The following is a 25358-nucleotide window of genomic DNA, read 5'->3' as shown; positions in this document are numbered from 1 at the left end:
TCGCGGGGCGTGGTTACGGTCGGCCGGTCCCACGATCGTGGGCACCGCGGGCGGAACGCCGAGTCCTGCCGCCGCCCGACGGAATTCAACTCAGGCATGGAGCGGGGGACCCACACGTTCCTCGGCACGCCACCGCGCGTGCCTCGGGGTGAAGCCGCCACGCGCGGCCGGGCACCTCAGCCCGAACCCGACAGCTCACCTCGTAGGCGTGGAGGTTGTTCTTCCATGGCACAAACCCGTAAGCACACCGTCGCGCTCGGCCTGACCACCGCCGGCGTGGCCGGAGCGTTCGCCCTCTTCGGCGCGGCCCAGCCCGCCCAGGCCGCGAGCAGCGTCAACTGGGACGCCGTCGCCCAGTGCGAGTCCGGCGGCAACTGGAGCATCAACACCGGCAACGGCTTCTACGGCGGCCTCCAGTTCACCAAGAGCACCTGGAAGGCCTACGGCGGCGGCAAGTACGCCAGCACGGCCAACAAGGCGAGCCGCAGCGAGCAGATCGCGATCGCCGAGAAGGTCCTCGACGGTCAGGGCATCGGCGCCTGGCCGGTCTGCGGCAAGAAGGCCGGCTCGTCGAAGAGCTACAAGGGCACCAACACCAGCGGCGCCTCGGAGAAGAAGTCGTCGAGCAGCCACAAGTCGACCGCCAAGAAGTCGACCAGCTCGAAGAAGTCGACGACCACGCACAAGTCGACGACCAAGAGCACCACGACGACCCACAAGTCGACGACGAAGACGACCGGTGACTTCTACGTCGTCCGGGCCGGCGACACCCTGGCCAAGATCGCCAACCGCTACCAGATCGACGGTGGCTGGGAGCGGCTCGCCGAGCTCAACAAGAGCATCATCGACGACCCGAACCTGATCTTCCCGGGTCAGCGCATCGCGATCTGAGCGAGCTCGCCGAAAACGACCCGGCGGTGTGCCCGGACCTCGGTGTTCCCCCGCACCGGGGCCGGGGCCGCCGCCAGCACCGCGGCCGCCTGCGATTCCTCGCGCAGGCTGCTCGCGGCGCGCTGGGCCAGCGAGGCGTCGTGCCAGGCCGTGGCCTCGGCCTCGACCGCCAGCTCGTAGCGCTGCCGCAGCCACGCGGCTGAGGCCCGCGCGATCACCAGCTCCTGGTCGACCGGGTGGAGCCGGGCGTCCCAGCCGTTGGCGCCGGCGATCACGTCGGCCATCGCCGACGCGGGCAGCTCACCGCGGCTGACCGCCGCCGAGACCGCCTGGTGCAGGAAGCGCTCCCGGGCCGCGTACTCCTCGCAGGTCCGCACCGACCACGGCGTGCCCCACGCCGCCGCCGAGGCCGCCGTCCGGACCCGGGCGTCCGCCTCCAGCCACGCGTCGTACGCCGTGTTCACCGCGGCCGACGCCTGCTCCCAGACCTCCTGCCAGCGGGCCGCGCTCGCCGCCGCCCGCGAGGCCGCCACCTCGATCTCCGAGGCGAACTGGGCCGCCCGGGCCGCTTCCGTCGCCTTCTGCTGCTTGGCCACCGTGTGCGCCCGCAGCGCCGCGACGGTCTCCTGCGCCGCCCTCCGCGGGTGGCGCATCGCCTGCGGGCTGCCCAGCAGGAGCAGGGCCGGCAGGGTGAGCAGCATCAGCGTGGCCCAGATGGCCGCCGGCGCCGGCGAGGAAACGAGCATTTCCGCTACAACATTCATGATGGTCAATCCGTCCAGTCGGCACGTCCACTCTTCGCAACAGGGCTGCGATCACTGAGAAGTGATCAGAGGGACGCGGCCGGAGGCGCGCGAGAACCGCGGACACCCGCGGTGAACTGCGTACTGAGGACGGTGGCGCGGTCAAGCGGCGCCTGCTCGAACTCCGCGTCCTCGCCGGACTCTTCCGGCGACGAGGACTCAGGAACGGCGGAGGAGGAAACAGCGGCCCGGGGCGGTGAAGCGGCGGACGACCGCTGCGGCGTGGCGACCTGCGCCAGCAACACGAACAGCAGAATGGACAGCAACGAACGCAGCAGGAGCATCCTGCGTGCGTCGGCCGTCGTCATGCGTACCAACATAGCGACTCATGGGAGATCTTGCCCGGCGCGCCACACCGCCACGTCAGAGTGACGGCCGCCGGAAAAGACGCCGACGTCGTTGCGGGTAGGCGGGCGGGAGCGAGAACAGCTTGCGCGCGTTTCCGGAGATGAACGCCCGGAAGACGTCAGGTGCAAGCCGCTGAGCCAGCCGTAGCAACCCGGTGTTGTAGTTCTCCGTCATCTCGATGTTCGGCGGACGCCGGACGTAGTGGTCCGGCCCGTCGGTGGCCGCGTCCGACCCGAAGAGCACCCGGTCCGGCCCGAGCTCGTCGAGCAGCCGCTCGGCCTCGGCCGACCGGCACCAGGACGTCTCCAGGTAGAGGTTGGGCAGCGCCGCGGCATGCCGCAGCGCGCGCTTGCGGCCCTCCGGTGGCCCCAGATAGGTGTGGTAGAGCACGAACCGCACCGCCGGGAACCGCTCGGCCAGGCGCCGGATCAGGTCGGGATCGGCCGGGCCGGGCGCGCTGTGCACCGTCACCGGCACCCCGGCCTCCTGCGCCACTCGCAGATACGGATCCAGCCCCGGAGTGTCGGCCGGATATCCGTCGTACGCCGGATGGAGCTTGAGACCGGCGCCGCCGGCGGCGAGCCGGCGCCGGACATCGGCCGGATCGGGACCGCCGGGGCGCACCCAGACGAGCGGGGTGAGCCACGGCGTCGCCTCGGCCACGATCTCGACCAGGTCGTTGTCGGTCCACGAGACCAGCGCGTGCGTCATGCCGCCGGAGAAGGCGGCCGTGCGCAGGCTGTCGAAGCCCAGCGTGCCGCCGCCGGGCGCGCGGACGTGCGTGTGCGCGTCGACCGGGTCGAGCCCGATCCAGAGCCGGTAGTCGGCCCCGTCGTTGTTGTCGCACTCCTGCGAGCGCGCCGAGCGCACCACGCAGTCGACGACATGGCGCCCGGCCGTGGGGATCGCGGCGACCCAACCGGCGTCGTCGCGCTGCATGGGCAGGTCCTGCGGGGCGGACCAGCCGTCGTACCCGTAATGAAGCACCGGAAAGGACAGAGGCCCGGTGTAGCGGATCAAGCCCCGGCCGGCCCACCGGAACGGCCGGTCATAGCGCCTCACAGGGAGATGGTCCAGCCGTGACCGCCGTTGTCGTCCCAGCGCTCGTCGTTCGAGGCCGGGTCCGGCAACCCTTGCCGCAGCAGGTGATAGCCGTAGCGAATGGTGGTTCCGCGCACGCCCCACACCATCCCCCGGAACACGTGCGGCAGCGGCTGCGCGCGCACGAACTCGTAGACGTCACCCTCGGAAGGCGCCGTACCCGGTGACTCGAACGGCAAACCGTCCATCGCCCCGCTCGTGTAGTTGGGCACCGGCGCCTCCACCGTGCTCCAGACGAAACCCACCGAGGTGTACGTCCCGGCGGCGTCGTCGAACACGACCTCGCGCGCGACGATGTCCTCGGTGAAGACCGGAGAGGTCGTACGGTCGTTCGTGCCCACCACGAAGAAGAAGTGGTGCAGCGAGAACTCCGCCGACCCGTCGACCGTCCGTGGAATCTCGAAGACCGCCGTCCGTGCGGGCCATTGCTCGACGGCCAGCACGACCTGCTCGGCCCCGGCCCAGTCGGGCGGCGCGCCCGTGGGTGAGCAGACGTAGTGCGCCTGGACCAGCGAGATGCCCGGCCCGGGGTCGGTCCAGTTCTTGCGCAGGCCGAAGACGCTCACAGGTGGTGGTACCAACAGTTGCCCCCTCCCGGCGCCGACGCACCGTCCGGCCCCAGCCACGTCTCGTTCTTCTCCTCCGGCGGATACATGCGCCCGACGTGGTACTGCTGCACGAGGGTCGCCCCGCGGGGCCCCCACATCCGCGACTGGAAGCGGTGCGGGAGGTCCAGCCCGTACAACATCTGGTATTTCTCGTGGTGGAAACGGTCCTTGTCGTCGTACGTGTAATAGTTCCTCGCCTGGAACTCACTGTCCGCGGGGATGCGCGGGTCCTCCATGGGGCTGTAGACCGGCGCGACCCAGTCGCCCACCGACCAGTAGATGCAGATGTTGGTGATCCAGCCGTTCTCGTCGGTGTAGACGAGGTCGCGGTAGACGATGTCCTCGGAGAACAGGTCGGTGGTCCAGCGGTGGCCGCCCTGGAACACCTCGAAGTAGTAGTGGAAGCGGTACTCCGATGTGGACCGGTTGTTCTCCATGTCCCAGACCGAGCGCGGCATCCGCAGCACCTTCAGCCGCTGCCGCGGAAACCCGCCGAGGTCCTGGAGCACCCGCGCCTCGTGGCCCCAGCTCCAGTCCGGCCATTGGCCGGGAGGCGTTGCCGCGTAATGGATGAGGACCTGTTCGACCCCGTCGCCGGAGTCGGTCCAGCCCTTCGGGTAGTACCAGCTCATGGGCTGATCACCTCGTAGGTGCGCACGCTGGGCACACCCATGAGCAGCTCCGGCAGCGCCCGGTAGAAGTCGCCGGTCTCGGGCCGGTCGAGGTAGCGCTGCATGTCCTCGACGCTGGCCCAGCTCGACACCGCCATCACCCGGTCACCGCTGCGCAGCGACTGGACGAAGACAATGCCGGGCGCCCGGGCCACGATGTCCTGTTCCTGCCGGACCACGAGGTCGGACAGGCGGGCCACGGCGCCGGGCCGCGCGGTGGCCTCGAGGATGCGGAATACCGCCATTCAGCGCTCCCTGTGGTCGACCAGCCGCTGGATCTTTCCGGCGGAGCGGGCGAGGGTCTCGGGCTCGACGACGACCACCTCGACGCTGGTGCCGACGGTGTCCTTGACCGTCTGGGAAACCTCGGCCGCGGCGGCGTCGCGCCGCTCGCCGGGGCAGTCGGGGCGGGCTTCCACCTGCACGGCGAGGTGGTCCATGCGGCCGCGCTTGGTGAGCACCAGCTGGAAGTGGGGGGCGAGTCCGGGCGTACGCAAAATGATTTCCTCGATCTGGGTCGGAAAGAGGTTCACCCCTCGCAGGATGATCATGTCGTCCGAGCGACCGGTGATCTTCTGCATCCGGCGCATGGTGGGGCGCGCGGTGCCGGGCATCAGCCGGGTCAGATCGCGGGTGCGATAGCGGATGATGGGCATCGCCTCCTTGGTCAGGGAGGTGAACACCAACTCGCCCTCCTCGGCCGGCTCGCCGGTCACCGGGTCGAGGATCTCGGGGTAGAAGTGGTCCTCCCAGATGTGCAGGCCGTCCTTGGTCTCCACGCATTCCTGGGCGACGCCGGGCCCGATGACCTCGGACAGGCCGTAGATGTCGACGGCGTGGATGCCGGCCCGCTCCTCCATCTCGAGGCGCATCTGCTCGGTCCACGGCTCGGCACCGAAGATGCCGATCTCGAGGCTGGACTTGCGCGGGTCGAGGCCCTGCTTCTCGAATTCGTCGATGACGGTGAGCATGTACGACGGCGTCACCATGATGACCCGCGGCTGGAAGTCGGTGATGAGCTGCACCTGCCGCGGCGTCATGCCGCCCGACACCGGGATGACCGTGCAGCCCAGCTTCTCGGCGCCGTAATGCGCGCCCAGGCCGCCGGTGAAAAGCCCGTAGCCGTACGCGTTGTGGAGCCGATCGCCGGGGCGAGCGCCGGCCGCCCGCAACGAGCGGGCCATCACCGTCGACCAGGTCTCGAGGTCGCGCTCGGTGTAGCCGACCACCGTGGGCTTGCCCGTCGTCCCCGACGACGCGTGGATGCGCCGCACCTGGTCGCCGGGGACGGCGAACATGCCGAACGGATAGTTGTCGCGCAGGTCGGCCTTGCTCGTGGTGGGAAACCTCGCCAGGTCGGCCAGGGCGCGGCAGTCGTCCGGGTGGACGCCGGCCGCGTCGAACGCCCGCCGGTAGTGCGGCACGTTCTCGTACGCGTGCCGCAGCGTCCACTGGAGCCGTTTCAGCTGTAGATCGCGCAGTTCGTCCACGCTCAGCCGCTCGGCGTCGTCGACCGTCATCAGGAGCCTCCCGTCAGGTGCTCCATTCACGTAATCCCCGCGTAACGAGGTTCGCAACTTGGGAGGCTCTTTACGCACAACCGCACAAGACGGGTCAGTCCAGGCAGAACTCGTTGCCCTCGGGGTCGGCCATCACGATGAACCCGAAGCTCAGCGGGGGAGCGGGCTCCTCGCGCCGCAGCCGCTTGGCCCCGAGCGCCACCAGCCGGTCGTGCTCGGCCTCCAGCGCCGCCATCCGCTCGTCGCCCTGAAGACCGGGCGCAGTGCGAACGTCCAGGTGAACGCGGTTCTTGGCCACCTTGTCCTCGGGCACCTGCTGGAAGAACACGCGCGGACGCTTCCCCTCGGGATCCTCGATCGCCGACGCCGCGTTGCGCCGCTCGACCGGCACGTTGTTCTTCTCCAGGAACTCGTCCCAGGCCGCGAGGGGATCGGACCCCTCAGGCAGATCAACACCGGGCGGACCAGGGTGTACGTATCCCAGCACGTCCCGCCAGAAGGTGGACAGCGCCTTCGGGTCGCGCGCGTCGAAGGTGACCTGGAATTCCTTGCTCACAGCTTCGCTCCGTTCGAGTGCAGGTACAGGTCGCGCAGCAGGCAGACCTCGGACAGATGATGGATCAGCTCACGGTTGATGTGCAGGACCAGCTCGGCCATCGTCGCTTCCGGGAACGGCTCTTTCTCGCCCACGGGGATTTCCAGGTCGGCCTTGGCAACACCGTCCAGCCAGACCGCCAGCTGCTCGTCCAGCTGCCGGCGAGCGTCGGCCGCGTTTCCGGCATAACTCCAGGTCTCGTACGCGGCGGCCGGCGCACCGAAATGGGACGCGTTGCGCATCGCCAGCACCCCGACGATCACGTGCCCGAGCTGCCAGGAGATGGTCGTGACGGGCGGCGGCGACGGCTCGGGAAACGCGAAGTCGATGGTGAAGTCGTTTCCGCCGGCCGCCATCGGCGCGGTCGAGGTGCCGCGCGGCCGCACGTTCCAGCAGTCCTTCACCGGCTCCCAGAAGTACTCGTCGTCGGTGAGCCCGTCCAGGCGCGGCCCGACCTGGTGCTTCCAGTGCCATTCCCATTGCTCGCGAAGTGCCTGGTTGAGGTCCATGTCCTCACCCTGCCATCGAAGGCGGACAGGATCGGTCCGCTATCTCTGACAAGCTGAAGGACATGGACACGACCGAGCGGGTGCTCACGCTCCTGGGCCTGCTGCAGCAGCGCCGCGTCTGGACCGGTCCCGAGCTGGCCGAGCGGCTCGGCGTCACGCCCCGCACGGTCCGGCGCGACGTCGACCGGCTGCGCACCCTCGGCTATCCGGTGAACGCCGGCCAGGGCGTCGGCGGCGGCTACCAGCTCGGCCCCGGGCAGGCGCTGCCGCCGCTGCTGCTCGACGACGAGGAGGCCATCGCGACCGCGGTCTCGCTGCTGGCCGGGGTGGGCGGGGAGGCCGGGCTGCGGGCGCTGTCGAAGCTCGACCAGGTGCTGCCGGCCCGGCTGCGCCAGTCGGTGAAGGCGCTGTCCGGCTCGGTCTCGTCGTTCGGGCGCGAGCGGTCCTTCGGCGACCCGGCCGAGCTGATGACGCTGGCCCGCGCCTGCCGCGACCAGGTGCTGGTCGACTTCACGTACTCCTCCGGGCCGCGGCGCGTCGAGCCCTACCGCCTGGTCGCCTCGGACAAGCGGTGGTACCTGTTCGCGTACGACCTCGACCGCGACGACTGGCGCACCTTCCGCGTCGACCGGATGAGCGAGGTGGCCGCGCGCACCTGGCGCTTCCAGCCCCGCCCCGCGCCGGACGCGGCCACGTATGTCCAAGAAGGAGTGACAAGCCGGGTCTACAAATACCAAGGGCGGTTCCTGGTGCACGCCCCGGCATCCGTTGTCCGGGCGGCGGTCCCGCCCTCGGCGGCCATCGTCCACGACCGCGACGACGGAAAGTCCGAAGTGGTCACCGGGGCCGACAACCTGGATTTCATTCTGATGCACGTAGTCCTGCTGGGACATGAATTCGAGGTGCTGGGACCGCCGGAACTGTCGGCCAGATGTCACTTGGTGGCCACCCGGATGCTCGCAGCTACCGGATTCGTGCCACCCGCGGGAGAGATCGATCCCGCTCGCTGATCTCGCCGCATAGCGTTCTCCGCACACCACTTCTTCACGGGGAGAACAGAAAAATGCACCGTCGTAAAGTCATCACCGCCACCCTCGCCGCCGCCTTCGTCGCCACCACCGCCCTCGCCGCGCCGGCCCAGGCCGCCGAGGCCGATGTGGACAACGGCACCATCACCGGCCGCGTCGTCACCCCGGTCGGCCGCCCGGCCGCCGGCATCAAGGTCACCGTCGACGACGTCTCCATCGCCCGCCCGTTCACGACCACGACGGCCGCCGACGGCCGCTACTCCATCGAGGTGCCGGCCGGCGACTCGTACGTCGTCAGCTTCACCAACGGCCACCTCCAGCAGTACTCGCCGCGGGCGCTGAGCTACGAGCAGGCCAAGGTCTACACGGTTCGTGAGGGCCGCACGCTGCGCGTCAGCGAGCGCCTCTTCAAGCCGGCCACCCTGACCGGCCGCCTGACCGACGAGAACGGCGCCGCCGTGGCCGGCGCGTCGGTCGACTTCGTCAACACCGAGAACGCGTTCGGGCTGCGCGTGACGACCGACGCCAACGGCTACTACCGCTTCGACAAGCTGGCTCCCGGCTCGGTCAAGGTGCAGTTCCACGCGGCCGACGGCCGGCAGCAGTGGGCCCACCAGGCCGCGTCCTACGAGGAGGCCGACGTGGCCACCCTCGAGCTCGGCCGGGTCACCACGGTCAGCGACTCGCTCCTGGCCCCGTAACAGTCACCCTCGACGATCCGCCCCGGTCGCACCGGGGCGGATCGTGTGTATTCTCCGGTCCGTGCGCCGCAGCCAGGTCACTCGCGTGCGAGAGCTCCAAGCCGCCGTCGCCGAGTGGGAGCGGGCCCTCGGGCCGGACCACCCTCGTACGATCGAAGGCCGCATCACGCTGGCCGAGGCCTACCGGTCGACGCCGGAGTACGCGGACGCGGAGCAGACGCCGTGGGAGGAGGCGGCCGCGGCCGAGCTGGCCAAGGCGGTCGAGAGCAGGACCCGCACGCTCGGACCGGAGAGCCCCGAGACGCTCGAAGTCCGTGAGGAACTGGCCCTGGTGCGCTGGGGCGCCGAGGGTTCGCCGCGTCTCATCGCCGAACTGGAGGCCATCGCGGCGGCACGGGAGAGGATCCTCGGCCGGGCCGACCCGTCCACCCTGGAGACGTTGTCCCGCCTCGAATTCTGGGCGTCCGGGGCCCGGCGGGCCGAGCTGCGGGAGCGGATTCTGCACGGCTGGCGCGAGGTGGTCGCCTCGCGGCCGACCGTGCACGCCCGGATGCGACTGGGCGCGGTGAGCCACAGCTACGGGCGCGAGGAGGAGTCCCGGGCCCAGTACGAACTGGCCGCTGCCTCCTGCGAGCGCATCGTCGCCGCGCGGACCCGCGAGCTGGGGGCGGTGCACCCGGACACCGTCGCCGCCCGGGAGAGGCACGCTCGTTGTGTCCGGCGGCTGGACGGGCCGGCCGAGGCGGCGCGCCTGACCTGGGAGCTCGCGGCCGACCAGGAGCGGCTGCTGGGCGCCGACCATCCCGACACCCTGCGCACTCTGGTCGGTCTTGCCAGTGACTCTCCGCCCGACGAGAGCCTGCTGGCGCGCGCCTATGCCGTGCTCGGCCCGGACGACCGCGACGTGGCGTTCCTGCGTGGCCACCTCATCGTGGCGTACGCGGTGGCCGGACGGGACGAGGAGGCGCTGGCCCTGGTGCCTCGTTATCCGGTGGCCGCGGACGACGACGTGCTCGACGAGGCCGAGCTGCCGTGAGGTCAGGCGCGTTGCTCACGGTCGCTCGCGCCCTGCCGGATCAAGGCGGCCACAGCCTCGTCGGTGTCCATGAGGCCACGGTATTTCGGCGAGTTGATACCTTGAAGTATCAAGCTCTTTCACGATTGATATGCGTGAGGTCTCAAACGTGGAGCTGCGGCACCTGCGGTACTTCCTGGTCGTGGCCGAGGAACGCCACTTCGGGCGCGCCGCCGCGCGGCTGCACATAGCGCAACCCCCGCTGTCACAGGCGATCCGCCGCCTCGAGGCCGAGCTCGGCGTCGAGTTGCTGCACCGGACGACCCGCCGCGTCGAGCTCACCGAGGCCGGGCGGGCCTATCTGACGCGTACGAAAGCAATCCTGTCCGATGTCGAGGAGGCCGGGCAGGAGGCGCGCCGGGTCGCCGCGGGTGCGGTCGGCCATCTGACCATCGGCTGCGTCGGCTCGGTGACGTACAGCCTGCTGCCCGCGCTCTCCCGCCACCTCGCGGTCGAGCTGCCCGGCGTCGACTTCTCGTTCCGGGGCGAGATGCTCGCGCCCGATCAGGTCGAGGCGCTGCGCTCGGGCGAGATCGACCTGGCGCTGCTGCGCCCGCCGGTGGCCGGGGAGTCCCTGTCCGTCACCCCGCTGCGCCGCGATCGTCTCGTCGTCGCGCTGCCGGCCACGCACGCGCTGACCCAGCGCAAGCAGGTGCGCGTCACCGATCTGCGCGAGGCGCCGCTGATCGTCCATTCCGCCGATCGCCGCTCGGTGATGTACGGCGTGGTGCTGGCCCTGTTCCGCGCCGCCGGCATCGAGCCCCGGGTCCGCCACGAGGTCGGTGAGACCTCCACCCTCATCACGCTGGTGGCGGGTGGCCTCGGCCTGGCCGTCGTGCCCGAGCCGGTGACGGCCCTGGCCCTCGACGGTGTCGTCTATCGCCCGCTGGTTCGCCCGGCCGCCGCCGTCGACCTCGCGCTGGCCCACCGGGCCGACCGGGCCGAGCCCCATCTCAGCCGCACGATCGAGCTGATCCGGGGCCTGGCCTCGTCAAAATCATCCTCGTGAGGGGCCGTCAGGCGTCGGTGCCCTTGGCCGCGTCGGCCTTGCCGTGCTCCTTCAGGTCGGGCCGGTCCTCGGTGCCGGCGCGCTCGGGCGACTCCTTCTTCGCCGGAGCGCCGTCACCCTGTTCCACCGCGTCCCGTTCGTTCCTCTGATCGCTCATGGCCATCGGATACCCGCCGGCCGCCGCTCAAACCTGGTGCAGGCTCGCGGCCAGGCTCTCCAGCTCGGGAATCTTTCCGGCCTCGGCCAGCGACTGCTCCAGCACGCGGTCGTGCGTGGGGCGCGCCTCGGACAGCAGCCGCTGCCCGGCCGCGGTGAGCTCGGTGTAGATGCCGCGCCGGTCGTCGGCGCACAGGATGCGGGTCAGCAGGCCGCGGTCCTCCAGGCGCGTCACCAACCGGGTGGTGGCGCTGCTGGACAGGGCGGCCGCGCGGGCCAGCTGCTGCATGCGCATGTGCCAGCCGTCCTGGCGGCTGAGCGCGTCGAGGACCGTGTATTCGACGACCGAGAGCTTGTGCTCGCTCTGCAGCGCCTTTTCGAGAGCCGTCTCGATGAGGCCGTGCAGGGCCGCCAGCCGCCGCCACCCCTGCGCGCGGATCTCGACCGCGTCGTTGCTGATCCCCATGGCGACCAACCTTACACCGCCTTGCGCCGGTAGAACGCGCGTGCAACTATCGGTTAGTTGCATACGCCGCATATTGCAGGGAGAAACAATGACCGCCATCCCCGCCGTCACGCTCAACGACGGCGTGACCATCCCGCAGCTCGGCTTCGGCGTCTTCCAGGTGCCCGGCGCCGAGACGCAGGCCGCGGTCTCCACCGCCCTCGAGGCGGGCTACCGCAGCATCGACACGGCCTCGGCCTACGGTAACGAGGACGGCGTCGGCCGCGCGATCGCGGCCTCCGGCCTGCTCCGCGACGACCTTTTCGTCACGACCAAGCTGTGGATCTCCGATTTCGGCCGTACGCCCACACGCGATGCCCTGCGCCGGAGCCTCGACGCCCTGGGTCTCGACCAGGTCGACCTCTACCTCATCCACTGGCCGGCCCCCGCCACCGACGCCTACCTGCAGACGTGGGAGACCCTTCAGGAGCTGCGCGCGGAGAAGCTGACCCGCTCCATCGGCGTCTCCAACTTCCTGCCCGAGCACCTCGACCGCGTCGCCGCCCTCGGCGGCGCCGCGCCGTCGGTCAACCAGATCGAGCTCCACCCGGCCCTGCAGAACCGGGAAACGGTCGCCGCGAACACCGCCCACGGCATCGTCACCGAGGCCTGGAGCCCGCTCGCCCAGGGCGCCGTGCTCGGCGCCGGCCCCGTCGTGGCGGCCGCCCGCGAGCACGGCGTCACCCCGGCCCAGGTCGTTCTCCGCTGGCACCTCCAGCAGGGCCGCGTGGTCATCCCGAAGTCGGTCACGCCGGCCCGCATCGCCGCCAACCTCGACGTGTTCGGCTTCGACCTGACGCCCACCGAGCTGGCCGCCATCGACGCCCTCGAGGACGACGGCCGCACCGGACCGCATCCCGCGAGCTTCAACGGGTAAGAGAGCCCGCATGTCGAAGACACGCAATCTCGGCCAGGCCGCCCTCGGCCTGGTGCTGCTGACCGCCGGCACCGGCCATCTGACGACCCAGCGCGAGGAGTTCCAGGCCCAGGTGCCGTCCTGGGTGCCCCTGGACCCCGACTTCGTCGTGCTGGCCTCCGGCCTGGTCGAGCTCGGGCTGGGGGCCGCGCTGCTGTCCACCTGGAAGCAGCCGGCCCGCTCCCGGCTGGGCCGGCTGGCCGCGGCCTTCTTCGTGGGCGTCTTCCCCGGCAACATCGCCCAGTACACCGAGCACAAGGACGGCTTCGGCCTCGACACCGACCGCAAACGGGCGCTGCGCCTGCTCGGCCAGCCGGCGCTGGTCGCCTGGGCCCTCGCCGCCACCCGCAAGAGCTGACTGCCGTCCGCTCCCGGCGGGGTCAGCCCGGGCCGGGAGCGGCGGCGGTGCGGGGCAGGGCGAGCATCACGAGAGCGGCCAGCAGGTAGGCGGCCACCTGCCAGGGCATGACCCGAGCGAGACCGTCCGGGGCGCTGAAGAAGACGGCGCCGAGCACCGCGACACCGGCTGCCCCGCCGATCTGGGTGACGGTGGACAGCACCCCGCCGGCGGCGCCGGCCTGGCGACCGGGCACGCCGGCGAGCACGACGGTGACGAGGATCGGGGCGGCCAGCCCGAGCCCCAGCCCGCCGAGGAACAGTGCCCCGGCCAGAGGCCAGTAGCCGGGTGTGCCGCCGTCGCGGACCAGCAGCCACAACAAACCCTGAGAAGCGGCGAGCATCAGAGAGCCGGTGACCAGCAGAGCCCGGCCGGCCTTGGCCGCGAGGGCCACCCCGGCGCCGGAGGTGAGCATCGAACCGATCGCGTACGGCAGGATCACCAGCCCGGTCTGCCACGCCGAGCGGCCGGTCTCCGACTGCAGATAGATCGACAGGACCAGGAAGAACGACGCCAGCGCGCCGAAGAAGAGCACCGACGCGGCCAGCCCGGCGGTGAACGGGCGTACGGTCAGCAGCGCCGGATCCAGGATCGGCTGCCCGCCCCGGTTCGCCACGCGCCGCTCGTACGCCACGAAGCCGGCGAGCAGACTCAGACCGGCCACCAGCAGAACCCACCCCCACCAGGGCCAGCCCCAGTCCCGCCCCTGGACCAGCGGCAGCAGCACCAGCACCACCGCGCCCGCGGACAGCGCCGCGCCGGCGACGTCCAGGCGCGCCCGCTCCGGCGCGGTCGACTCGGGCAGCACCCGGATTCCCAGGACCAGGGCGGCCACCGCGACGGGGATGTTGATCCAGAAGACCGTGCGCCAGCCGAGGCCCCACAGGTCCGCGTCGACCAGGGCGCCCCCGAGCAGCGGGCCGGCGACGGCGGCCAGGCCCTGCACCGCGCCGTAGGCCCCGAACGCCTTGGCCATGGCGGCCGGCGCGAACGAGGACCGGATGATCCCGAAGACCTGGGGAACCATGAACCCGCCGGCCAGGCCCTGCACCGCTCGCAGAACGATCAGCGCCCCGGCCGTCGGGGCCAGCGCGCAGGCCGCGGAGGCGACAGCGAAGCAGGCCAGTGCGACCAGGAAGACCCGGCGGCGACCGTACGCGTCGCCGACGCGCCCGCCGGTGATCAGGCCGGATCCGAGGGCCAGGGTGTACGCGGCCACCGTCCACTGCAGTTGTGCCTCGCCGGCGCCCAGGTCGGCGGCGATGCCGGAGGCGGCGACGGTGACGATGGTGACGTCGAGCAGGTCCATGAAGGAGGCGAACAGGACGACCAGCAGGGCGATCGAAGCCCGCCGGCCGTCGACGGACGGCGGACCGGACACGGCCGTCCCGGCCGGGGAAGTGTGAGTGCTCATGACGGGCAGCGTGGCAACCATGGCGGTCACCGACTGACCGCCACGTCTGAAATTGTGGATTCCATGGCCGACACCTCCGCGCGGATCCTGCGCCTGCTGTCCCTGCTCGAGGCACGCGTCGAGTGGCGCGGCGCCGAGCTCGCCGCCCGGCTCGACGTGTCGGCCCGGACCCTGCGGCGTGATGTCGACACCCTGCGCGAGCTGGGCTATCCGGTGAACGCCGTGATGGGGGCGGGCGGCGGTTACCGGCTGGGCGCCGGCGGCCGGTTGCCCGCTCTCGTGCTCGACGACGACCAGGCGATCGCGATCGCGCTGGCGTTGCAGACCGCACCGGCGACGGTGGCCGGCATCGACGACGCCGTGGCCCGGGCGCTCACCACGCTGCGCCAGGTCATGCCGGCCCGGCTGCGCGCGGCGAGCGAGGCCTTCGAGGTCACCTCGCTGCGCAACTACTGGGAGTTCTCCGCCCCGCCGGTCGACGTGGTCACGCTGCGGACGGTCGGCGCCGCGATCCGTACCGCCCGGGTGTTGCGTTTCGACTACCTCGACCCCGACGGCTCCCTCAGCGGCCCCGGCCGGCCCGATTTCCGCCCGCCCAGGGACGTCGAGCCGCATCACCTGGTCGTCTGGGCCGGGCGCTGGTACCTGATCGCCCGCGACCACCGCGACCGGGACTGGCGCACCTACCGGGTCGACCGCGTCCGCCCGCACACCCCCGGCGGCGGGGCGGTGTTCACGCCGCAGCCACTCACCCGCGACGACCTGACCCGCCTGGTCGTGCAGAACCCGGACCGCGGTGACACTCCCGGCCGGTGGCAGTGCGTCGGCTCGGCCGTCCTCGACCTGCCCGCCCGGGTGGCCGCTCGCTGGGCCCCGGGCGGCTCGGTCGTCGAGCCCGTCGGCGACCACCGCAGCCGGCTCACCATCGGCGGCTGGTCCTGGGCCGGGATCGCGGGCCTGCTCATCACCTTCGACAGCGACCTGAGCGACGTCGAGCCGGCCGAGCTGCGGTCCGCGATGGCCCGGATCAGCGAACGACTCGAAACCGCGACTCAGTTCTTGACAGACGAAAACTAGCCGCGGACGACCTGGGTGCGGGCCACGATGTCACCGATGCGGCGGCGGCGCGGGGACGACAGCACGACGATGAAGGCGACCAGGTAGCCGAAGAGGCCGTCGATGATGCGGAAGATCGTGCGCAGGATCGCCTTGCCCGCGCCCGGCGGGGTGCGGCCGCTCTCCCCGTCGATCACCCGGATCCCGGTCGCCATCTTGCCGACGGTACGGCCGAGATAGCCCTCCATCAGCACGTAGTAGAGCGCCGCGACCAGGAAGAGCAGCAGATTCCCGCCGGTCGCGAGGCGGGTCAGATCACGGTCGTTGACGACGACGTCGAAGTCGAACAGCGCCGCCAGAATGTTGCCGATCACGCTGAGCACGATGCCGTCGATGATGGTCGCGACCACCCGCCGGCCGGTCACGCGAACGTCCGGTCCCCCCGATACATAAGCCATGGAAGCCATCCTCACAGGGCCGCCGGGTGGCGATCAACCGCGAAGAGGGGCGGGTCACTCGGCCCGCCCCCGCTCGGCGGCCGGTCAGAGCCGGGCGATCGCGGCGGCCGGGTTCTCGATGGCGTCGGCGACCGCGCGCATGAAGCCGGCGGCGGTGCCGCCGTCGCAGACGCGGTGGTCGAAGACGAAGCTCATCTGCGTGATCTTCCGGACGCACAGCTCGCCGCCGACCACCCACGGGCGGTCGATGATGCGGCCGAAGCCGAGGATCGCGACCTGCGGGTGGTTGATGATGGCGGCGCTGCCGTCCACGTTGAAGCCGCCGTAGTTGTTCAGCGTGAACGTCCCGGCCGGGGATCCGGCGTTGCCTTCCCGGGCGCTTGCCGTGACCTTGCGGATCTCCTCGTCGAGCCGCGTGGTGGTCAGCGCCCCGGCGTCGGTCACCGCCGGCACGACGAGCCCGCGTGAGCCTTGAACGGCGATGCCGAGGTCGATCCGGTCGTACTGGACGATCTCCTGCCGTTCGGTGTCGAGCCGCGAGTTGAGCACCGGGTACTGCTTCAGCGCGGCCACCACGAACCGGGCGATGTAGGCGAGGATGCCCGGACCGGGCCGCACGCTCTCCCTCAACTCCCAGAGCGGGGTGGCGTCGACGTCGACCCACACCGTCGCCTCGGGGATCTCGGACCGGCTGCGGGTCAGTGCCGCCGACACCGCCTTGCGGAAGCCGCTCAGCGGAATCCGCTGCTCGCCGGGCGTAGCGACCGATTCGGCAACCGTCGCCTTGGTCAGTGCCTTCTCCACGTCGGCCCGGACGATCAGGCCGCCCGGCCCGCTGCCGGCGACCGTGCGCAGGTCGAGACCGCCCTCGCGGGCGAGACGGCGCACCAAGGGCGACACCACGAGCGGCACCTTCGGGGGAGCGGCCGGCGCCGGCGGGTGGGCGACCGCGGCCGTGCGCGGGGGACGGCGGCGGCGGGTCGAAGCGGCCGGTGCGGCGCTCGTCCCGTAGCCGATGAGTACAGCTCCGGAGCCCGCGCGCTCCTCCTCGCGGTAGGTCTCGGCCGGCGACGGTGCGGCGACCGCACCCACCGTCAGCAGCGGTTTGCCGACCTCCAGCACGGAGCCCTCGGGCGCGTGCCGCACCGCGACCCGGCCCGCGAACGGCGTCGGCACCTCGACCAGCGACTTGGCCGTCTCCACCTCGACCACCGGCTGGTCGACGGTGACCGTGTCGCCCTCGTTCACCAGCCAGCGCACCACCTCGGCCTCGGTGAGGCCCTCACCGAGATCGGGCAGCAGGAACACCTGGTCGGTCACGAGTCCTCCCACTGCAGGTCGTCCACCGCTTCCAGCACACGCTCCACATTGGGCAGGTGGATGTGCTCCAGCTTCGGCGGCGGATAGGGGATGTCGTATCCGGTGACCCGGCGGATCGGCGCGGCCAGCGAATGGAAGCAGCGCTCCGTCACCCGGGCCGCGATCTCGGAGGAGACGCTGGCGAAGCCGCTCGCCTCGGCCACCACCACCGCGCGCCCGGTCGAGCGGACCGCCGCGCACACCGTCTCGTCGTCGAACGGCACGATCGACCGCAGGTCCACCACCTGGAGGCTGCGGCCCTCGCGGTCGGCCACCTCGGCCGCCTCCAGCGCGACCGGCACCGACGGCCCGTAGGCGATCAGGGTCGCGTCGGTGCCCTCCCGGCGTACGACCGCGCGGCCGATCGCCGACGCCCGCGGGCGACCGGAGAGCTCGACCTCCTCCTTGCTCCAATAGAGCTTCTTGGGCTCCAGGAAGACGACCGGGTCGGGCGAGGCGATCGCCTCCCGCAGGAGGTCGTACGCGTCGGACGGGGTGGCCGGGGCGACCACGTGCAGACCCGGCGTGTGCGCGTAGTACGCCTCCGACGAATCGCAGTGGTGCTCCACACCGCCGATGCCGCCCGCGTACGGCACGCGGATCACCATCGGAAGCGAGACCTTGCCGCGGGTGCGGTTGCGCATCTTCGCGACGTGGCTGACGATCTGCTCGAACGCCGGGTAGGCGAACGCGTCGAACTGCATCTCGACGACCGGGCGCATCCCGTTCATCGCCATGCCGACGGCGACGCCGACGATGCCCGACTCGGCCAGCGGGGTGTCGAAGCAGCGGTCCTCGCCGAACTCGGCGGTCAGGCCGTCGGTGATGCGGAAGACACCGCCGAGCGGGCCCACGTCCTCGCCGAAGACGACCACGGACGGGTCGGCGGCCATCGCGTCGCGCAGCGCCCGGTTGAGCGCCTGCCCCATCGAGAGCTTCTCGTGGACGGTCATGCCTGGGCCCCCTGCTCCTGCAGTTGGGTGGTCGGGGTGGCGTACACGTAAGCGAAAAGGTCCGAAGGGTTCGGCGCGATGTCGCGGTTGATGCCGTCGCGCATGCTCGCCGCCTTCTTCTCCGCCGCCTCGCGCATCTCGGAAAGCAGAGAGTCGGTCAGCAGATCGCGGTCCCGCAGGTGCTTCTCCAGGCGGACGATCGGGTCGCGGTCGACCCACGCGGCCACCTCGTCGTCGGTGCGGTAGCGCGTCGCGTCGTCCGCGTTGGTGTGCGCCTGCATCCGGTAGGTGTGCGCCTCCACGAGCTGCGGCCCCTCGCCGGCCCGCGCCCGGTCCACCGCGTCCTTCAGCACGGCCAGGACGGCGGCGACGTCGTTGCCGTCGACGCGCTCGCCCTTGATGCCGTAGCCGATGCCCTTGTGGGCCAGCGAAGGCGCGGCGGTCTGGCGGGACAGGGGCACGCTGATGGCGTACTCGTTGTTCTGCAGGAAGAAGACCACCGGCGCCTTGAGGACGGCCGCGAAGTTGAGCGCCTCGTGGAAGTCGCCCTCGCTCGTGCCGCCGTCGCCGCAGAGGGCCATCACGACGGTCGGCTCGCCCTTGAGGCGGGCGGCGTGCGCGACCCCGACCGCGTGCGGCAGCTGGGTGGCGAGCGGCGTCGTGTGCGGGGCGACCTTGTGCTCGTACGGGTCGTAGCCGCAGTGCCAGTCGCCCTTGAGCAGGCTGAGCGCCTCGACCGGGTCGACACCGCGCTCGGCGATGGCCGCCGTGTCCCGGTAGGTCGGGAACAGCCAGTCGCCGTCGTCGAGCACCTGGGCCGCCGCGACCTGGCAGGCCTCCTGCCCGTGCGACGACGGATAGACCGCCAGCCGGCCCTGACGGACCAGGGCGTACGCCTGCTCGTTGAGCCGGCGCGCGGTGATCAGGCCCTGTAGGGCCCTCATCAGCGCCGCGTCGTCCGGCAATGCGTCTCGTACGGCCCGGCCGTCGACGCCGATCAGCGTCACGGGCGAGGCCGAGGGGAGAAGGTGGTGTGCGTCACCTGTCATGTAGACATGCTTCGCCCCTTGCCAATTGGTTTCCACTATCGGGTGAAAACCAAGAAGATGTACGCTCGGACGGGCCTACCGAGAGCCAAATGTCTCCGCCGAGCGCCTAGTGGATCGGAGGGACGAGACAAGTGGTCGACGACATCGATCGCCAGATCCTGGCCGAGCTCACCCAGGACGGGCGCCTGTCGATGCGTACCCTCGCCGAGCGTCTGCACATCTCCCGGGCCAACGCGTACGCGCGGGTCGAGCGCCTCCGCTCCACAAACGTGATCCGCGGCTTCCGGGCCGACGTCGACCCGGTCGCGGCCGGCCTCGGCACGTCGGCCTACGTGACGGTCAACCTCAACCAGGCCGAGTGGCGCGACGTGGCCGGCCAGCTCCGGTCGCTGCCCGGCGTGGTGCACATCGCCCTGGTCGGCGGCGAGTTCGACGTCATCATGCTGGTGCGGGCCTCCGACAACGCGGCCCTGGGCCGCCTGGTCCTCGACGAGATCCAGGGCATGCCCGGCGTCGTCAACACCCGCACCCTCCTGGTCTTCGAAGAGGTGGAGAAGCCGTGACGGGAAGCGACGACATCGCGCTCTGGGACAGCGCGGCCGACCAGTACGCCGCACACGACGGCGATTCGTTCTACCGTCGCCTGAGCCCCTTCCTCTGGCGGCAGCTCGGCGACGTCACCGGCCAGCCGGTGCTGGACCTCGGCTGCGGCCACGGCTGGCTCTCCGACAAGCTGCGCCTGGCCGGCGCGACCGTGACCGGGGTCGACGGCAGCACCGCGCTGCTCGGGCGCGCGGCCGAGGCGTACCCCCAAATCGCCTTTGTCTCCCACGATCTGACCGCGGGTCTGCCGCGCCCGCTCCAGCCGTTCCGGGCCGTCGTGGCGCACATGGTCCTGATGGATCTGCCGGAGCTCGACGCGCTGATCGCCGACATCAGCGCCTCGCTGGACGGCGTCTTCGTCTTCTCGATCCTGCATCCCAGCTTCTTCCACCAGGCGCCGGTCGACGATCCGGAGACGGGCGAGCGCTACCGCAAGGTCACCGGATATCTGGAGCACGAGCGGCGCTGGATCACCACGTTCGGCGGCCACAACCATTACCACCGGCCGCTTTCGTGGTACGTCGATCTGCTCACCCGCCACGGCCTCGTGGTCACGGGGCTGCACGAGCCGCCGACCCTGCCGCAGCACGGCCGGCCGGAGGCGGAGTGGACCGATTACGAGCGCTGGTTCGCCACCGTCCCGACGATGCTGGCGGTCGCCTGCCGCCGTCTGCCCCAGAGCAGGTAGGCCACCGGGCCGAAGGGCTGGACCGCGAGGGCCGGCCACCAGGCCGCCTTCGGGCCGCGGATCCGGTGGGTGGGGCGGCGGGCCAGGTCGATCGCCGCGATCGTGGTCAGGGCGATCTCGATCGGCGTGAGCACGGCGATCGTCGTCTGCTGCCAGCGGGGCAGCTCGTTCCAGGAGCGCTGGGCCATGGGGCCATCGTCTCATCTCGAAAAGGTTGACGCTTAAAGTTTTGAGGATTAAATTGTTGAGTAGTCAACTAAAGGAGGGCGGGTGTCATGGGCATCGGACCGGTTCGGCTCAACCACGCCGTACTGTTCGTCGCCGATCTGGGGCGGGCGGAGGCGTTCTACACGCAGGTGTTCGGCATGGAGGTCGCCGCGCGTGAACCGCGGGCCAACGCGGCCTTCCTGCGCCTGCCGCGCTCGGGCAACCACCACGACCTCGGCCTTTTCGGCGTCGGCGCGGGCGCGCCGCCCAAGCAGCGCGGCGGGATCGGCCTCTACCACCTGGCGTGGCAGGTCGACACGATCGAGGAGCTCGAGGCGGCGCGCAAGCTGCTCGCCGAGGCCGGCGCCTACACGGGTGAGTCCAGCCACGGTGCCACGAAGAGCATCTACGGCGCCGACCCCGACGGCAACGAGTTCGAGATCATGTGGATGCTCCCGCGCGCCGACTGGGGCGAATTCGAGAACGCCGCGCCGATCGAGCGGCTCGACCTCGCCGCCGAGATCCAGCGCTGGGGCGGCGTGAGCACGGCCTTCGAGCAGGGCGCCCGATGAGCGACCACGTCGTCGCCCACGCCGGCAACCCCGATCCGTCGGCGCCGCTGGTCGTGCTCCTGCACGGCCGCGGCTCCAACGAACAGGAGATTCTCCCGCTGGCCGGTCATCTTCCGGCTTCTTTGGCGTACGCGGCCGTGCGCGCGCCGATCGCCGAGGGCACCGGCTACGCCTGGTTCGCCAACCGGGGGATCGGCCGCCCCCGGGCCGAGTCCCTGCGCGCGAGCATCGACTGGTTCCGGGAGTGGCTGGACGGCTCGCAGAAATCCCGCCGGGTGTTGCTCGTCGGCTTCAGCGGGGGAGCGGCCTTCGCCGGCGGGCTCCTGCTCGACGATCCGGCCCGGTTCGCCGGCGCGGCCATCCTGTACGGCACCCTGCCGTTCGACGCCGGCGTGCCGGTCACACCCGACAGGCTGTCCGGCGTGCCGGTGCTCGTCGCCCAGGGCGACCACGACACGGTCATCCCGCGCGAGCTCCAGGACCGCACCTGGACCTACGTGACCGGCAAATCCGGCGCCACGGCCCAGGCCCGCCGCGATCCCGTCGGCCACGGCGTCGCCCCCGAGGCGCTCGAAAGCCTGCACGCCTGGCTGGAGACGCACGCTCGATGACGACCTGACCCGAGATCGTGGGCGGAGACACAAGGGCCGCCCATGAACCCGCATCGCTGCGCCGCGTGGCTTCTTGTGGGAGGCGGTGCGCATGGAATTACGCGGTCGGTCCGTGGAGCTGGCGGCGCTGGACGGGCTGCTGGCCACCGCCCGTGGCGGGGGCAGCGCGGGCCTGGTTCTTCTGGGTGAGGCCGGCGTCGGCAAGACTTCGCTTCTGTCGTACGCCGTGACGACGGCGGCCGGTTTCCGCGTGTCCCAGGTGGCCGCGGCCGAGCCGGAGAGTGAGCTGCCGTTCGCGGACCTGCACGCACTCTGCCGCCCGATGCTGAAGCACCTCGACCGCCTGCCCCCACCTCAGCGCGACGCCCTGGCCACCGTCTTCGGCACTGCGGCCCCGGCTTCCGCGCCCAACCTCTTCCTCGTCGGGCTGGCCACTCTGAGCCTGTTCGCCGAGTCGGCCGCGCGGAAGCCGCTGCTCTGCGTGGTCGACGACGCGCAATGGCTCGACCAGGCTTCGGCTCAAGTGCTCGCATTTGTGACACGGCGGCTGCAAGCCGAGTCGGTGGTGATGCTCTTCGCCGCCCGGGAGCCGGTTCGGGAGTTCGACGGCCTGCCGGCGCGGACCGTCGAGGGCCTCGACGACTTCGACTCGCGGGCCCTGCTGAACACGGTCGTCCGCTGGCCGCTGGACGAGCGGGTCCGCGACGCGATCCTCGCCGAGGCGCGCGGCAACCCCCTCGCCCTGCTGGAACTGCCGCTGGCCGGCGCGCCGGGGACGCTGGCCGGCGGCTTCGGCCTGCCCGCGGCGCTGCCCCTGGCCGGCCGGCTGGAGGAGAGCTTCCTGGCCCGCAGCCGGAGCCTGTCGGCCGGCGCGCGCCGGCTCCTGCTCATCGCGGCCGCCGACCCGGTCGGCGATTCCGCGCTGATGTGGCGCGCCGCCCGCCGCCTCGGCATCGCCCGTGACGCCGCCGACGAGGTGCGGACGGCCGGCCTGCTGACGATCGGAGCCACCGTCCGTTTCCGCCACACACTGGTGCGCTCGGCCGTCTACCGCGCCGCCCCGGACGCCGATCGCCGTGCGGCCCATCACGCCCTGGCCCGGGTGACGGACGAACGAGCGGATCCCGACCGCCGGGCCTGGCACCTGGCCCAAGCCGCCGACGCCCCGGACGAATCGGTGGCCGCCGCCCTGGTCGCCTCCGCCGGCCGGGCCCGGTACCGCGGCGGCCTGGCCGCGGCCGCCGCCTTTCTGGAACGCGCCGCCGCCTTGACCGCCGACCCCGCCTTGCGCGCCGATCGCGAACTCGCCGCGGCCCGGGCCCTGCACCATTCCGGCGCCCTCGACCGCGCCGCGGCAACCTTGAGACGCGCCGCCACCCGCCCGGCCGGCGACCGGCGAACGGCCCTGATCGGCCTGTTGCGCGGCCAGATGGCGTTCTCCGCCCGCCGCCCTCACACGGGGCCGGAGGATGCCACGGCGCTTCTGCTCGACACGGCCCGGCGGCTCGCGCCGTGGAACGCGGCGCTGGCCCGCGAAACGTATCTCGACGCGTTCGCGTCCGCGATGCTCGTGGGGCGGCTTGCGACCGGGCCGGGGCTGGCCGAGGTGGCCCGGGCCGCCCTCGGCGCGCCTTGCCCGCAGGAGCCGGCGCGCCCGCAGGATCTGCTGCTCGATGGGCTGGCCCGGCACTTCACCGGTGATCACGAGAGGGACGTTCCGTTGCTGCGACGGGCCGTGAGCGCCTTCCGTGATCCTCGACTGCCCCCGGAATCCACGATCCGGTGGGGATTTCCGGTGCGGCACGCGGCGAATGTGCTGTGGGACGACGACGCCTGGCACGGGCTCAGCGAGCGGCACGCCGGGGTCGCCCGCGAGCTGGGGGCGCTGGCCGTGCTGCCGGTGGCGCTCAACCAGCGCATCGCCGTTCATCTGCACGCGGGCGAGATGCGGGACGCCGCCGCGCTGGTCGATGAGGCCAGGGAGGTGGCCGAGGTGCTCGGCGTGCAGCGGCCGGGATACGGCGAGGCGGCGGTGGCGGCCTGGTGCGGGCCGGCCGGCGAGGCGTCCAAGCTCATCGCCGACTCGACCGAGCTGGCCGAGGCGCTCGGTGAGGGCGTCGGGGTCACCTGGTTCCAGTACCTCGCCGCGGTTCTGCACAACGGGTCCGGGCGATTCCGGCCGGCGCTCGTGGCGGCCGAGCGCGCCGTCGCGTACACCGGGGAACTCGGTTTTGCCTCCTGGGCCTTGCCCGAGCTGGTCGAGGCGGCGGCCGCCCTCGGCGACCGGAACCGCGCGGCCGAGGCGGTCAGCCGGCTCGAGCGGATCGTCGCTCCGGGCGGATCCGATTGGGGACTCGGTGTTGTCGCGCGTTCGCGGGCGCTGATCGCGAACGGGAACGAGGCCGACCGGCTGTTCCGCGAGGCCGTCGATCGGCTCGGCCGCTGCCGCGCCTCGGCCATGCGGGCGCGGACCCGATTGGTGTACGGGGAATGGCTGCGCCGCGCCGAAAGGGACGCGGAGGCGCGCGCCGAGCTGCGGGCCGCGTACGAGAGCCTGAGCCGGATGGGCGCCGAGGGCTTCGCCGCCCGGGCCCGCGACGAATTGCTCGTCAGCGGCGAGGTCGTACGCCCGCAGGACCGTCCGATGTCGACCGAGCTGACCCCGCAGGAGCTGCGGATCGCCCGGCGGGCCCGCGACGGCCGCTCGAACGCCGAGATCGGCGCCGAGCTGTTCCTGAGCGCCCGCACGGTCGAGTGGCACATCCGCCGGATCCTCGCCAAACTCGGCATCACCTCCCGCCGCGGCCTGCCCGGCGCCCTGCCCGAGGCGGCCCTAGAGGCGTAGGACCGCGGAGAAGAGCTCGACGCGCCGCTCCAGGGGGAGAGCCTCGGGCTCGATGACGCCGTGCACGCCCAGGTGGGTGGCGTTGTCGCGGATCAGGCCGGCCAGGGCGGTCATCAGGCGGTGGCGGCCGGCCAGGTAGACGGCGGCCACCGAGGGGTCGGTCGTGGCTTGCAGCGCGAACTCGGCGATGAGCACGTGCCAGCGCTGCTCGTCGAGCGACAGCCGGGCCAGGCGCAGCGCCACGTCGTCGGCCCGGGCCGACGCGATCTGCTCGGCCGAGATGACGATGAGGGCCGTGATCCGCTCGTCCAGCAGCTGGGCGAAGAGTTCCCGCTTCGAGCCGAAGTCCGAGTAGACCGCGCCCTTCGTATATCCGGCGCGCGGCGATGGCTTCCTGCCGTGTGCCCCGTACCCCGAGAGCCGGAACTCGGAAGCGGGCCGGCCTTCGGCGCCGACCTGGCCCTCGACCCGGCCGACCCCATCTGCGCGACGCGGGTGAAGGAGGCGACGCGCGGGCGCGGGCTCTCGTACGCCTTCGACTTCGCCGGCGGCCGCGTCGAGTTCTCCCGCTCGGTCAGCGGCGCGCTGCACCTGGCCGACGCGGCCGAGGCCGTCCGCCGGCTCGACGCCAAGGAGGGTGACCCGATCCGCCTGGTCCTCGTCCCTTGACAAACGTTACCGGTAACAGTTCTGCTGGGAAGCGAACTGTT

31 protein-coding genes and 1 riboswitch are annotated in these 25358 nt (G+C 71.6%); of the genes, 13 read left to right on the top strand and 18 right to left on the bottom strand.

Annotated features, from left to right (window positions below):
• Positions 1-76 precede the first annotated feature (76 nt).
• Positions 77-223: riboswitch (cyclic di-AMP (ydaO/yuaA leader) on the top strand.
• A gap of 2 nt (positions 224-225) precedes the next feature.
• Positions 226-891: a LysM peptidoglycan-binding domain-containing protein gene (locus CRP55_RS37590; protein ID WP_097326762.1), complete on the top strand. Its 666-nt coding sequence runs from the start codon at positions 226-228 to the stop codon at positions 889-891.
• Here CRP55_RS37590 and CRP55_RS37585 read toward each other — a convergent pair.
• The 9 genes from CRP55_RS37585 to CRP55_RS37545 form a co-directional block, all read right to left on the bottom strand.
• Positions 873-1655, bottom strand: coding sequence for a hypothetical protein (locus tag CRP55_RS37585; protein ID WP_143235203.1), 783 nt, complete (start codon positions 1653-1655; stop codon positions 873-875). The genes CRP55_RS37590 and CRP55_RS37585 overlap by 19 nt on opposite strands.
• A gap of 65 nt (positions 1656-1720) precedes the next feature.
• Entirely contained in the window at positions 1721-2002 is a 282-nt protein-coding gene (locus CRP55_RS37580; protein WP_143235201.1) for a hypothetical protein, read from the bottom strand.
• A gap of 55 nt (positions 2003-2057) precedes the next feature.
• Complete coding sequence (locus CRP55_RS37575; RefSeq protein ID WP_097326759.1) at positions 2058-3104, bottom strand: amidohydrolase family protein; 1047 nt, start codon at positions 3102-3104, stop codon at positions 2058-2060.
• A complete protein-coding gene (locus tag CRP55_RS53505) occupies positions 3101-3709 on the bottom strand; it encodes a hypothetical protein (protein WP_097326758.1) in 609 nt (202 codons plus the stop codon). Before CRP55_RS53505 ends, CRP55_RS37575 begins: the two co-directional genes overlap by 4 nt.
• Positions 3706-4383: a hypothetical protein gene (locus CRP55_RS37565; protein ID WP_097326757.1), complete on the bottom strand. Its 678-nt coding sequence runs from the start codon at positions 4381-4383 to the stop codon at positions 3706-3708. Before CRP55_RS37565 ends, CRP55_RS53505 begins: the two co-directional genes overlap by 4 nt.
• Positions 4380-4667 carry an antibiotic biosynthesis monooxygenase gene (locus CRP55_RS37560; RefSeq protein WP_097326756.1) on the bottom strand — a complete coding sequence of 96 codons (288 nt, stop codon included), beginning with the start codon at positions 4665-4667 and terminating at the stop codon, positions 4380-4382. The genes CRP55_RS37565 and CRP55_RS37560 overlap by 4 nt, the downstream gene beginning before the upstream one ends.
• The gene (gene paaK, locus CRP55_RS37555; protein ID WP_097326755.1) at positions 4668-5942 is read right to left on the bottom strand and encodes a phenylacetate--CoA ligase PaaK; all 1275 of its coding nucleotides are present in this window, start codon (positions 5940-5942) and stop codon (positions 4668-4670) included. It abuts the gene before it with no gap.
• 94 nt (positions 5943-6036) lie between these two features.
• Positions 6037-6498, bottom strand: a complete 462-nt coding sequence (locus tag CRP55_RS37550; RefSeq protein ID WP_097326754.1) for a VOC family protein — start codon at positions 6496-6498, stop codon at positions 6037-6039.
• Positions 6495-7046 carry a DinB family protein gene (locus CRP55_RS37545; RefSeq protein WP_097326753.1) on the bottom strand — a complete coding sequence of 184 codons (552 nt, stop codon included), beginning with the start codon at positions 7044-7046 and terminating at the stop codon, positions 6495-6497. The genes CRP55_RS37550 and CRP55_RS37545 overlap by 4 nt, the downstream gene beginning before the upstream one ends.
• A 62-nt stretch (positions 7047-7108) precedes the next feature.
• Between CRP55_RS37545 and CRP55_RS37540 the strand changes: the two genes are divergently transcribed.
• The 4 genes from CRP55_RS37540 to CRP55_RS37525 all read left to right on the top strand — a co-directional run bounded on the left by CRP55_RS37540 (position 7109) and on the right by CRP55_RS37525 (position 10859).
• Complete coding sequence (locus CRP55_RS37540; RefSeq protein ID WP_097326752.1) at positions 7109-8056, top strand: helix-turn-helix transcriptional regulator; 948 nt, start codon at positions 7109-7111, stop codon at positions 8054-8056.
• A 53-nt stretch (positions 8057-8109) separates the two neighbouring features.
• A complete protein-coding gene (locus CRP55_RS37535) occupies positions 8110-8775 on the top strand; it encodes a carboxypeptidase-like regulatory domain-containing protein (protein ID WP_179855496.1) in 666 nt (221 codons plus the stop codon).
• Between the two features lie 85 nt (positions 8776-8860).
• On the top strand, positions 8861-9811 hold the full coding sequence (locus tag CRP55_RS55865; protein WP_143235198.1) for a tetratricopeptide repeat-containing protein: 951 nt from the start codon (positions 8861-8863) through the stop codon (positions 9809-9811).
• A gap of 148 nt (positions 9812-9959) precedes the next feature.
• Positions 9960-10859, top strand: a complete 900-nt coding sequence (locus CRP55_RS37525; protein WP_097326850.1) for a LysR family transcriptional regulator — start codon at positions 9960-9962, stop codon at positions 10857-10859.
• 7 nt (positions 10860-10866) lie between these two features.
• On the opposite strand, the gene CRP55_RS53500 is transcribed toward CRP55_RS37525, so the two are convergent.
• Positions 10867-11016 (bottom strand): hypothetical protein, encoded by a 150-nt coding sequence (locus CRP55_RS53500; protein ID WP_179855494.1) that lies wholly within the window; start codon positions 11014-11016, stop codon positions 10867-10869.
• A 27-nt stretch (positions 11017-11043) separates the two neighbouring features.
• Complete coding sequence (locus CRP55_RS37520; RefSeq protein ID WP_097326749.1) at positions 11044-11481, bottom strand: MarR family winged helix-turn-helix transcriptional regulator; 438 nt, start codon at positions 11479-11481, stop codon at positions 11044-11046.
• Positions 11482-11569: 88 nt separating this feature from the next.
• On the opposite strand from CRP55_RS37520, the gene CRP55_RS37515 reads away from it, so the two are divergent.
• Together CRP55_RS37515 and CRP55_RS37510 are read left to right on the top strand one after the other, a co-directional pair.
• Positions 11570-12397, top strand: a complete 828-nt coding sequence (locus tag CRP55_RS37515; RefSeq protein ID WP_097326748.1) for an aldo/keto reductase — start codon at positions 11570-11572, stop codon at positions 12395-12397.
• A 10-nt stretch (positions 12398-12407) separates the two neighbouring features.
• Complete coding sequence (locus tag CRP55_RS37510; protein WP_097326747.1) at positions 12408-12794, top strand: DoxX family protein; 387 nt, start codon at positions 12408-12410, stop codon at positions 12792-12794.
• A 22-nt stretch (positions 12795-12816) separates the two neighbouring features.
• Here CRP55_RS37510 and CRP55_RS37505 read toward each other — a convergent pair whose 3' ends face one another.
• Positions 12817-14247, bottom strand: coding sequence for an MFS transporter (locus CRP55_RS37505; protein WP_097326849.1), 1431 nt, complete (start codon positions 14245-14247; stop codon positions 12817-12819).
• A 63-nt stretch (positions 14248-14310) separates the two neighbouring features.
• Here CRP55_RS37505 and CRP55_RS37500 point away from each other — a divergent pair, with 63 nt between their 5' ends.
• Entirely contained in the window at positions 14311-15324 is a 1014-nt protein-coding gene (locus CRP55_RS37500) for a helix-turn-helix transcriptional regulator (protein WP_097326746.1), read from the top strand.
• On the opposite strand, the gene CRP55_RS37495 is transcribed toward CRP55_RS37500, so the two are convergent.
• The 4 genes from CRP55_RS37495 to pdhA form a co-directional block, all read right to left on the bottom strand.
• Positions 15321-15761, bottom strand: coding sequence for an RDD family protein (locus CRP55_RS37495; protein WP_179855493.1), 441 nt, complete (start codon positions 15759-15761; stop codon positions 15321-15323). The genes CRP55_RS37500 and CRP55_RS37495 overlap by 4 nt on opposite strands.
• 84 nt (positions 15762-15845) lie before the next feature.
• Entirely contained in the window at positions 15846-17081 is a 1236-nt protein-coding gene (locus CRP55_RS37490) for a dihydrolipoamide acetyltransferase family protein (RefSeq protein ID WP_097326744.1), read from the bottom strand.
• Positions 17078-18073: an alpha-ketoacid dehydrogenase subunit beta gene (locus CRP55_RS37485; RefSeq protein ID WP_097326743.1), complete on the bottom strand. Its 996-nt coding sequence runs from the start codon at positions 18071-18073 to the stop codon at positions 17078-17080. The genes CRP55_RS37490 and CRP55_RS37485 overlap by 4 nt, the downstream gene beginning before the upstream one ends.
• Positions 18070-19122, bottom strand: coding sequence for a pyruvate dehydrogenase (acetyl-transferring) E1 component subunit alpha (gene pdhA, locus CRP55_RS37480; RefSeq protein ID WP_097326742.1), 1053 nt, complete (start codon positions 19120-19122; stop codon positions 18070-18072). Before pdhA ends, CRP55_RS37485 begins: the two co-directional genes overlap by 4 nt.
• A gap of 131 nt (positions 19123-19253) precedes the next feature.
• On the opposite strand from pdhA, the gene CRP55_RS37475 reads away from it, so the two are divergent.
• Both CRP55_RS37475 and CRP55_RS37470 read left to right on the top strand, forming a co-directional pair.
• The gene (locus tag CRP55_RS37475; RefSeq protein WP_245923625.1) at positions 19254-19685 is read left to right on the top strand and encodes an Lrp/AsnC family transcriptional regulator; all 432 of its coding nucleotides are present in this window, start codon (positions 19254-19256) and stop codon (positions 19683-19685) included.
• Positions 19682-20413: a class I SAM-dependent DNA methyltransferase gene (locus tag CRP55_RS37470; protein WP_097326740.1), complete on the top strand. Its 732-nt coding sequence runs from the start codon at positions 19682-19684 to the stop codon at positions 20411-20413. The genes CRP55_RS37475 and CRP55_RS37470 overlap by 4 nt, the downstream gene beginning before the upstream one ends.
• On the opposite strand, the gene CRP55_RS37465 is transcribed toward CRP55_RS37470, so the two are convergent.
• Positions 20341-20601, bottom strand: a complete 261-nt coding sequence (locus tag CRP55_RS37465; protein ID WP_097326739.1) for a PLD nuclease N-terminal domain-containing protein — start codon at positions 20599-20601, stop codon at positions 20341-20343. The genes CRP55_RS37470 and CRP55_RS37465 overlap by 73 nt on opposite strands.
• A gap of 87 nt (positions 20602-20688) precedes the next feature.
• On the opposite strand from CRP55_RS37465, the gene CRP55_RS37460 reads away from it, so the two are divergent.
• The 3 genes from CRP55_RS37460 (at position 20689) to CRP55_RS37450 (ending at position 24648) form a co-directional block, all read left to right on the top strand.
• Positions 20689-21192, top strand: a complete 504-nt coding sequence (locus CRP55_RS37460) for a VOC family protein (RefSeq protein ID WP_097326738.1) — start codon at positions 20689-20691, stop codon at positions 21190-21192.
• Positions 21189-21803, top strand: a complete 615-nt coding sequence (locus CRP55_RS37455) for an alpha/beta hydrolase (protein WP_097326737.1) — start codon at positions 21189-21191, stop codon at positions 21801-21803. The genes CRP55_RS37460 and CRP55_RS37455 overlap by 4 nt, the downstream gene beginning before the upstream one ends.
• A 91-nt stretch (positions 21804-21894) precedes the next feature.
• On the top strand, positions 21895-24648 hold the full coding sequence (locus CRP55_RS37450) for an AAA family ATPase (RefSeq protein ID WP_097326848.1): 2754 nt from the start codon (positions 21895-21897) through the stop codon (positions 24646-24648).
• On the opposite strand, the gene CRP55_RS52440 is transcribed toward CRP55_RS37450, so the two are convergent.
• Entirely contained in the window at positions 24637-25320 is a 684-nt protein-coding gene (locus CRP55_RS52440) for a TetR/AcrR family transcriptional regulator (protein WP_143235196.1), read from the bottom strand. The two genes, CRP55_RS37450 and CRP55_RS52440, sit on opposite strands and share 12 nt — an antisense overlap.
• Between the last annotated feature and the right edge of the window lie 38 nt (positions 25321-25358).

Source organism: Paractinoplanes atraurantiacus (assembly GCF_900215205.1).
Taxonomy (GTDB): Bacteria; Actinomycetota; Actinomycetes; order Mycobacteriales; family Micromonosporaceae; genus Actinoplanes; species Actinoplanes atraurantiacus.
The sequence above is the reverse complement of the archived record's forward strand: the minus strand, read 5'-3'. Positions and strand labels throughout refer to the sequence as shown.

What these genes read in the sequence shown, in the direction of transcription:
- CRP55_RS37510 (WP_097326747.1), top strand. Translation starts at nt 12,408, where the DNA reads ATGTCGAAGACACGCAATCTCGGCCAGGCCGCCCTCGGCCTGGTGCTG.
- CRP55_RS37460 (WP_097326738.1), top strand. Translation starts at nt 20,689, where the DNA reads ATGGGCATCGGACCGGTTCGGCTCAACCACGCCGTACTGTTCGTCGCC.
- CRP55_RS37585 (WP_143235203.1), bottom strand. Translation starts at nt 1,655, where the DNA reads ATGAATGTTGTAGCGGAAATGCTCGTTTCCTCGCCGGCGCCGGCGGCC.
- CRP55_RS37495 (WP_179855493.1), bottom strand. Translation starts at nt 15,761, where the DNA reads ATGGCTTATGTATCGGGGGGACCGGACGTTCGCGTGACCGGCCGGCGG.
- CRP55_RS37455 (WP_097326737.1), top strand. Translation starts at nt 21,189, where the DNA reads ATGAGCGACCACGTCGTCGCCCACGCCGGCAACCCCGATCCGTCGGCG.
- CRP55_RS37520 (WP_097326749.1), bottom strand. Translation starts at nt 11,481, where the DNA reads ATGGGGATCAGCAACGACGCGGTCGAGATCCGCGCGCAGGGGTGGCGG.
- CRP55_RS37580 (WP_143235201.1), bottom strand. Translation starts at nt 2,002, where the DNA reads ATGACGACGGCCGACGCACGCAGGATGCTCCTGCTGCGTTCGTTGCTG.
- CRP55_RS37515 (WP_097326748.1), top strand. Translation starts at nt 11,570, where the DNA reads ATGACCGCCATCCCCGCCGTCACGCTCAACGACGGCGTGACCATCCCG.
- CRP55_RS37505 (WP_097326849.1), bottom strand. Translation starts at nt 14,247, where the DNA reads ATGAGCACTCACACTTCCCCGGCCGGGACGGCCGTGTCCGGTCCGCCG.
- CRP55_RS37590 (WP_097326762.1), top strand. Translation starts at nt 226, where the DNA reads ATGGCACAAACCCGTAAGCACACCGTCGCGCTCGGCCTGACCACCGCC.
- CRP55_RS37535 (WP_179855496.1), top strand. Translation starts at nt 8,110, where the DNA reads ATGCACCGTCGTAAAGTCATCACCGCCACCCTCGCCGCCGCCTTCGTC.
- CRP55_RS53500 (WP_179855494.1), bottom strand. Translation starts at nt 11,016, where the DNA reads ATGAGCGATCAGAGGAACGAACGGGACGCGGTGGAACAGGGTGACGGC.
- CRP55_RS37540 (WP_097326752.1), top strand. Translation starts at nt 7,109, where the DNA reads ATGGACACGACCGAGCGGGTGCTCACGCTCCTGGGCCTGCTGCAGCAG.
- CRP55_RS37465 (WP_097326739.1), bottom strand. Translation starts at nt 20,601, where the DNA reads ATGGCCCAGCGCTCCTGGAACGAGCTGCCCCGCTGGCAGCAGACGACG.
- CRP55_RS37565 (WP_097326757.1), bottom strand. Translation starts at nt 4,383, where the DNA reads ATGAGCTGGTACTACCCGAAGGGCTGGACCGACTCCGGCGACGGGGTC.
- CRP55_RS37485 (WP_097326743.1), bottom strand. Translation starts at nt 18,073, where the DNA reads ATGACCGTCCACGAGAAGCTCTCGATGGGGCAGGCGCTCAACCGGGCG.
- CRP55_RS37560 (WP_097326756.1), bottom strand. Translation starts at nt 4,667, where the DNA reads ATGGCGGTATTCCGCATCCTCGAGGCCACCGCGCGGCCCGGCGCCGTG.
- paaK (WP_097326755.1), bottom strand. Translation starts at nt 5,942, where the DNA reads ATGACGGTCGACGACGCCGAGCGGCTGAGCGTGGACGAACTGCGCGAT.
- CRP55_RS37500 (WP_097326746.1), top strand. Translation starts at nt 14,311, where the DNA reads ATGGCCGACACCTCCGCGCGGATCCTGCGCCTGCTGTCCCTGCTCGAG.
- CRP55_RS37545 (WP_097326753.1), bottom strand. Translation starts at nt 7,046, where the DNA reads ATGGACCTCAACCAGGCACTTCGCGAGCAATGGGAATGGCACTGGAAG.
- pdhA (WP_097326742.1), bottom strand. Translation starts at nt 19,122, where the DNA reads ATGACAGGTGACGCACACCACCTTCTCCCCTCGGCCTCGCCCGTGACG.
- CRP55_RS37450 (WP_097326848.1), top strand. Translation starts at nt 21,895, where the DNA reads ATGGAATTACGCGGTCGGTCCGTGGAGCTGGCGGCGCTGGACGGGCTG.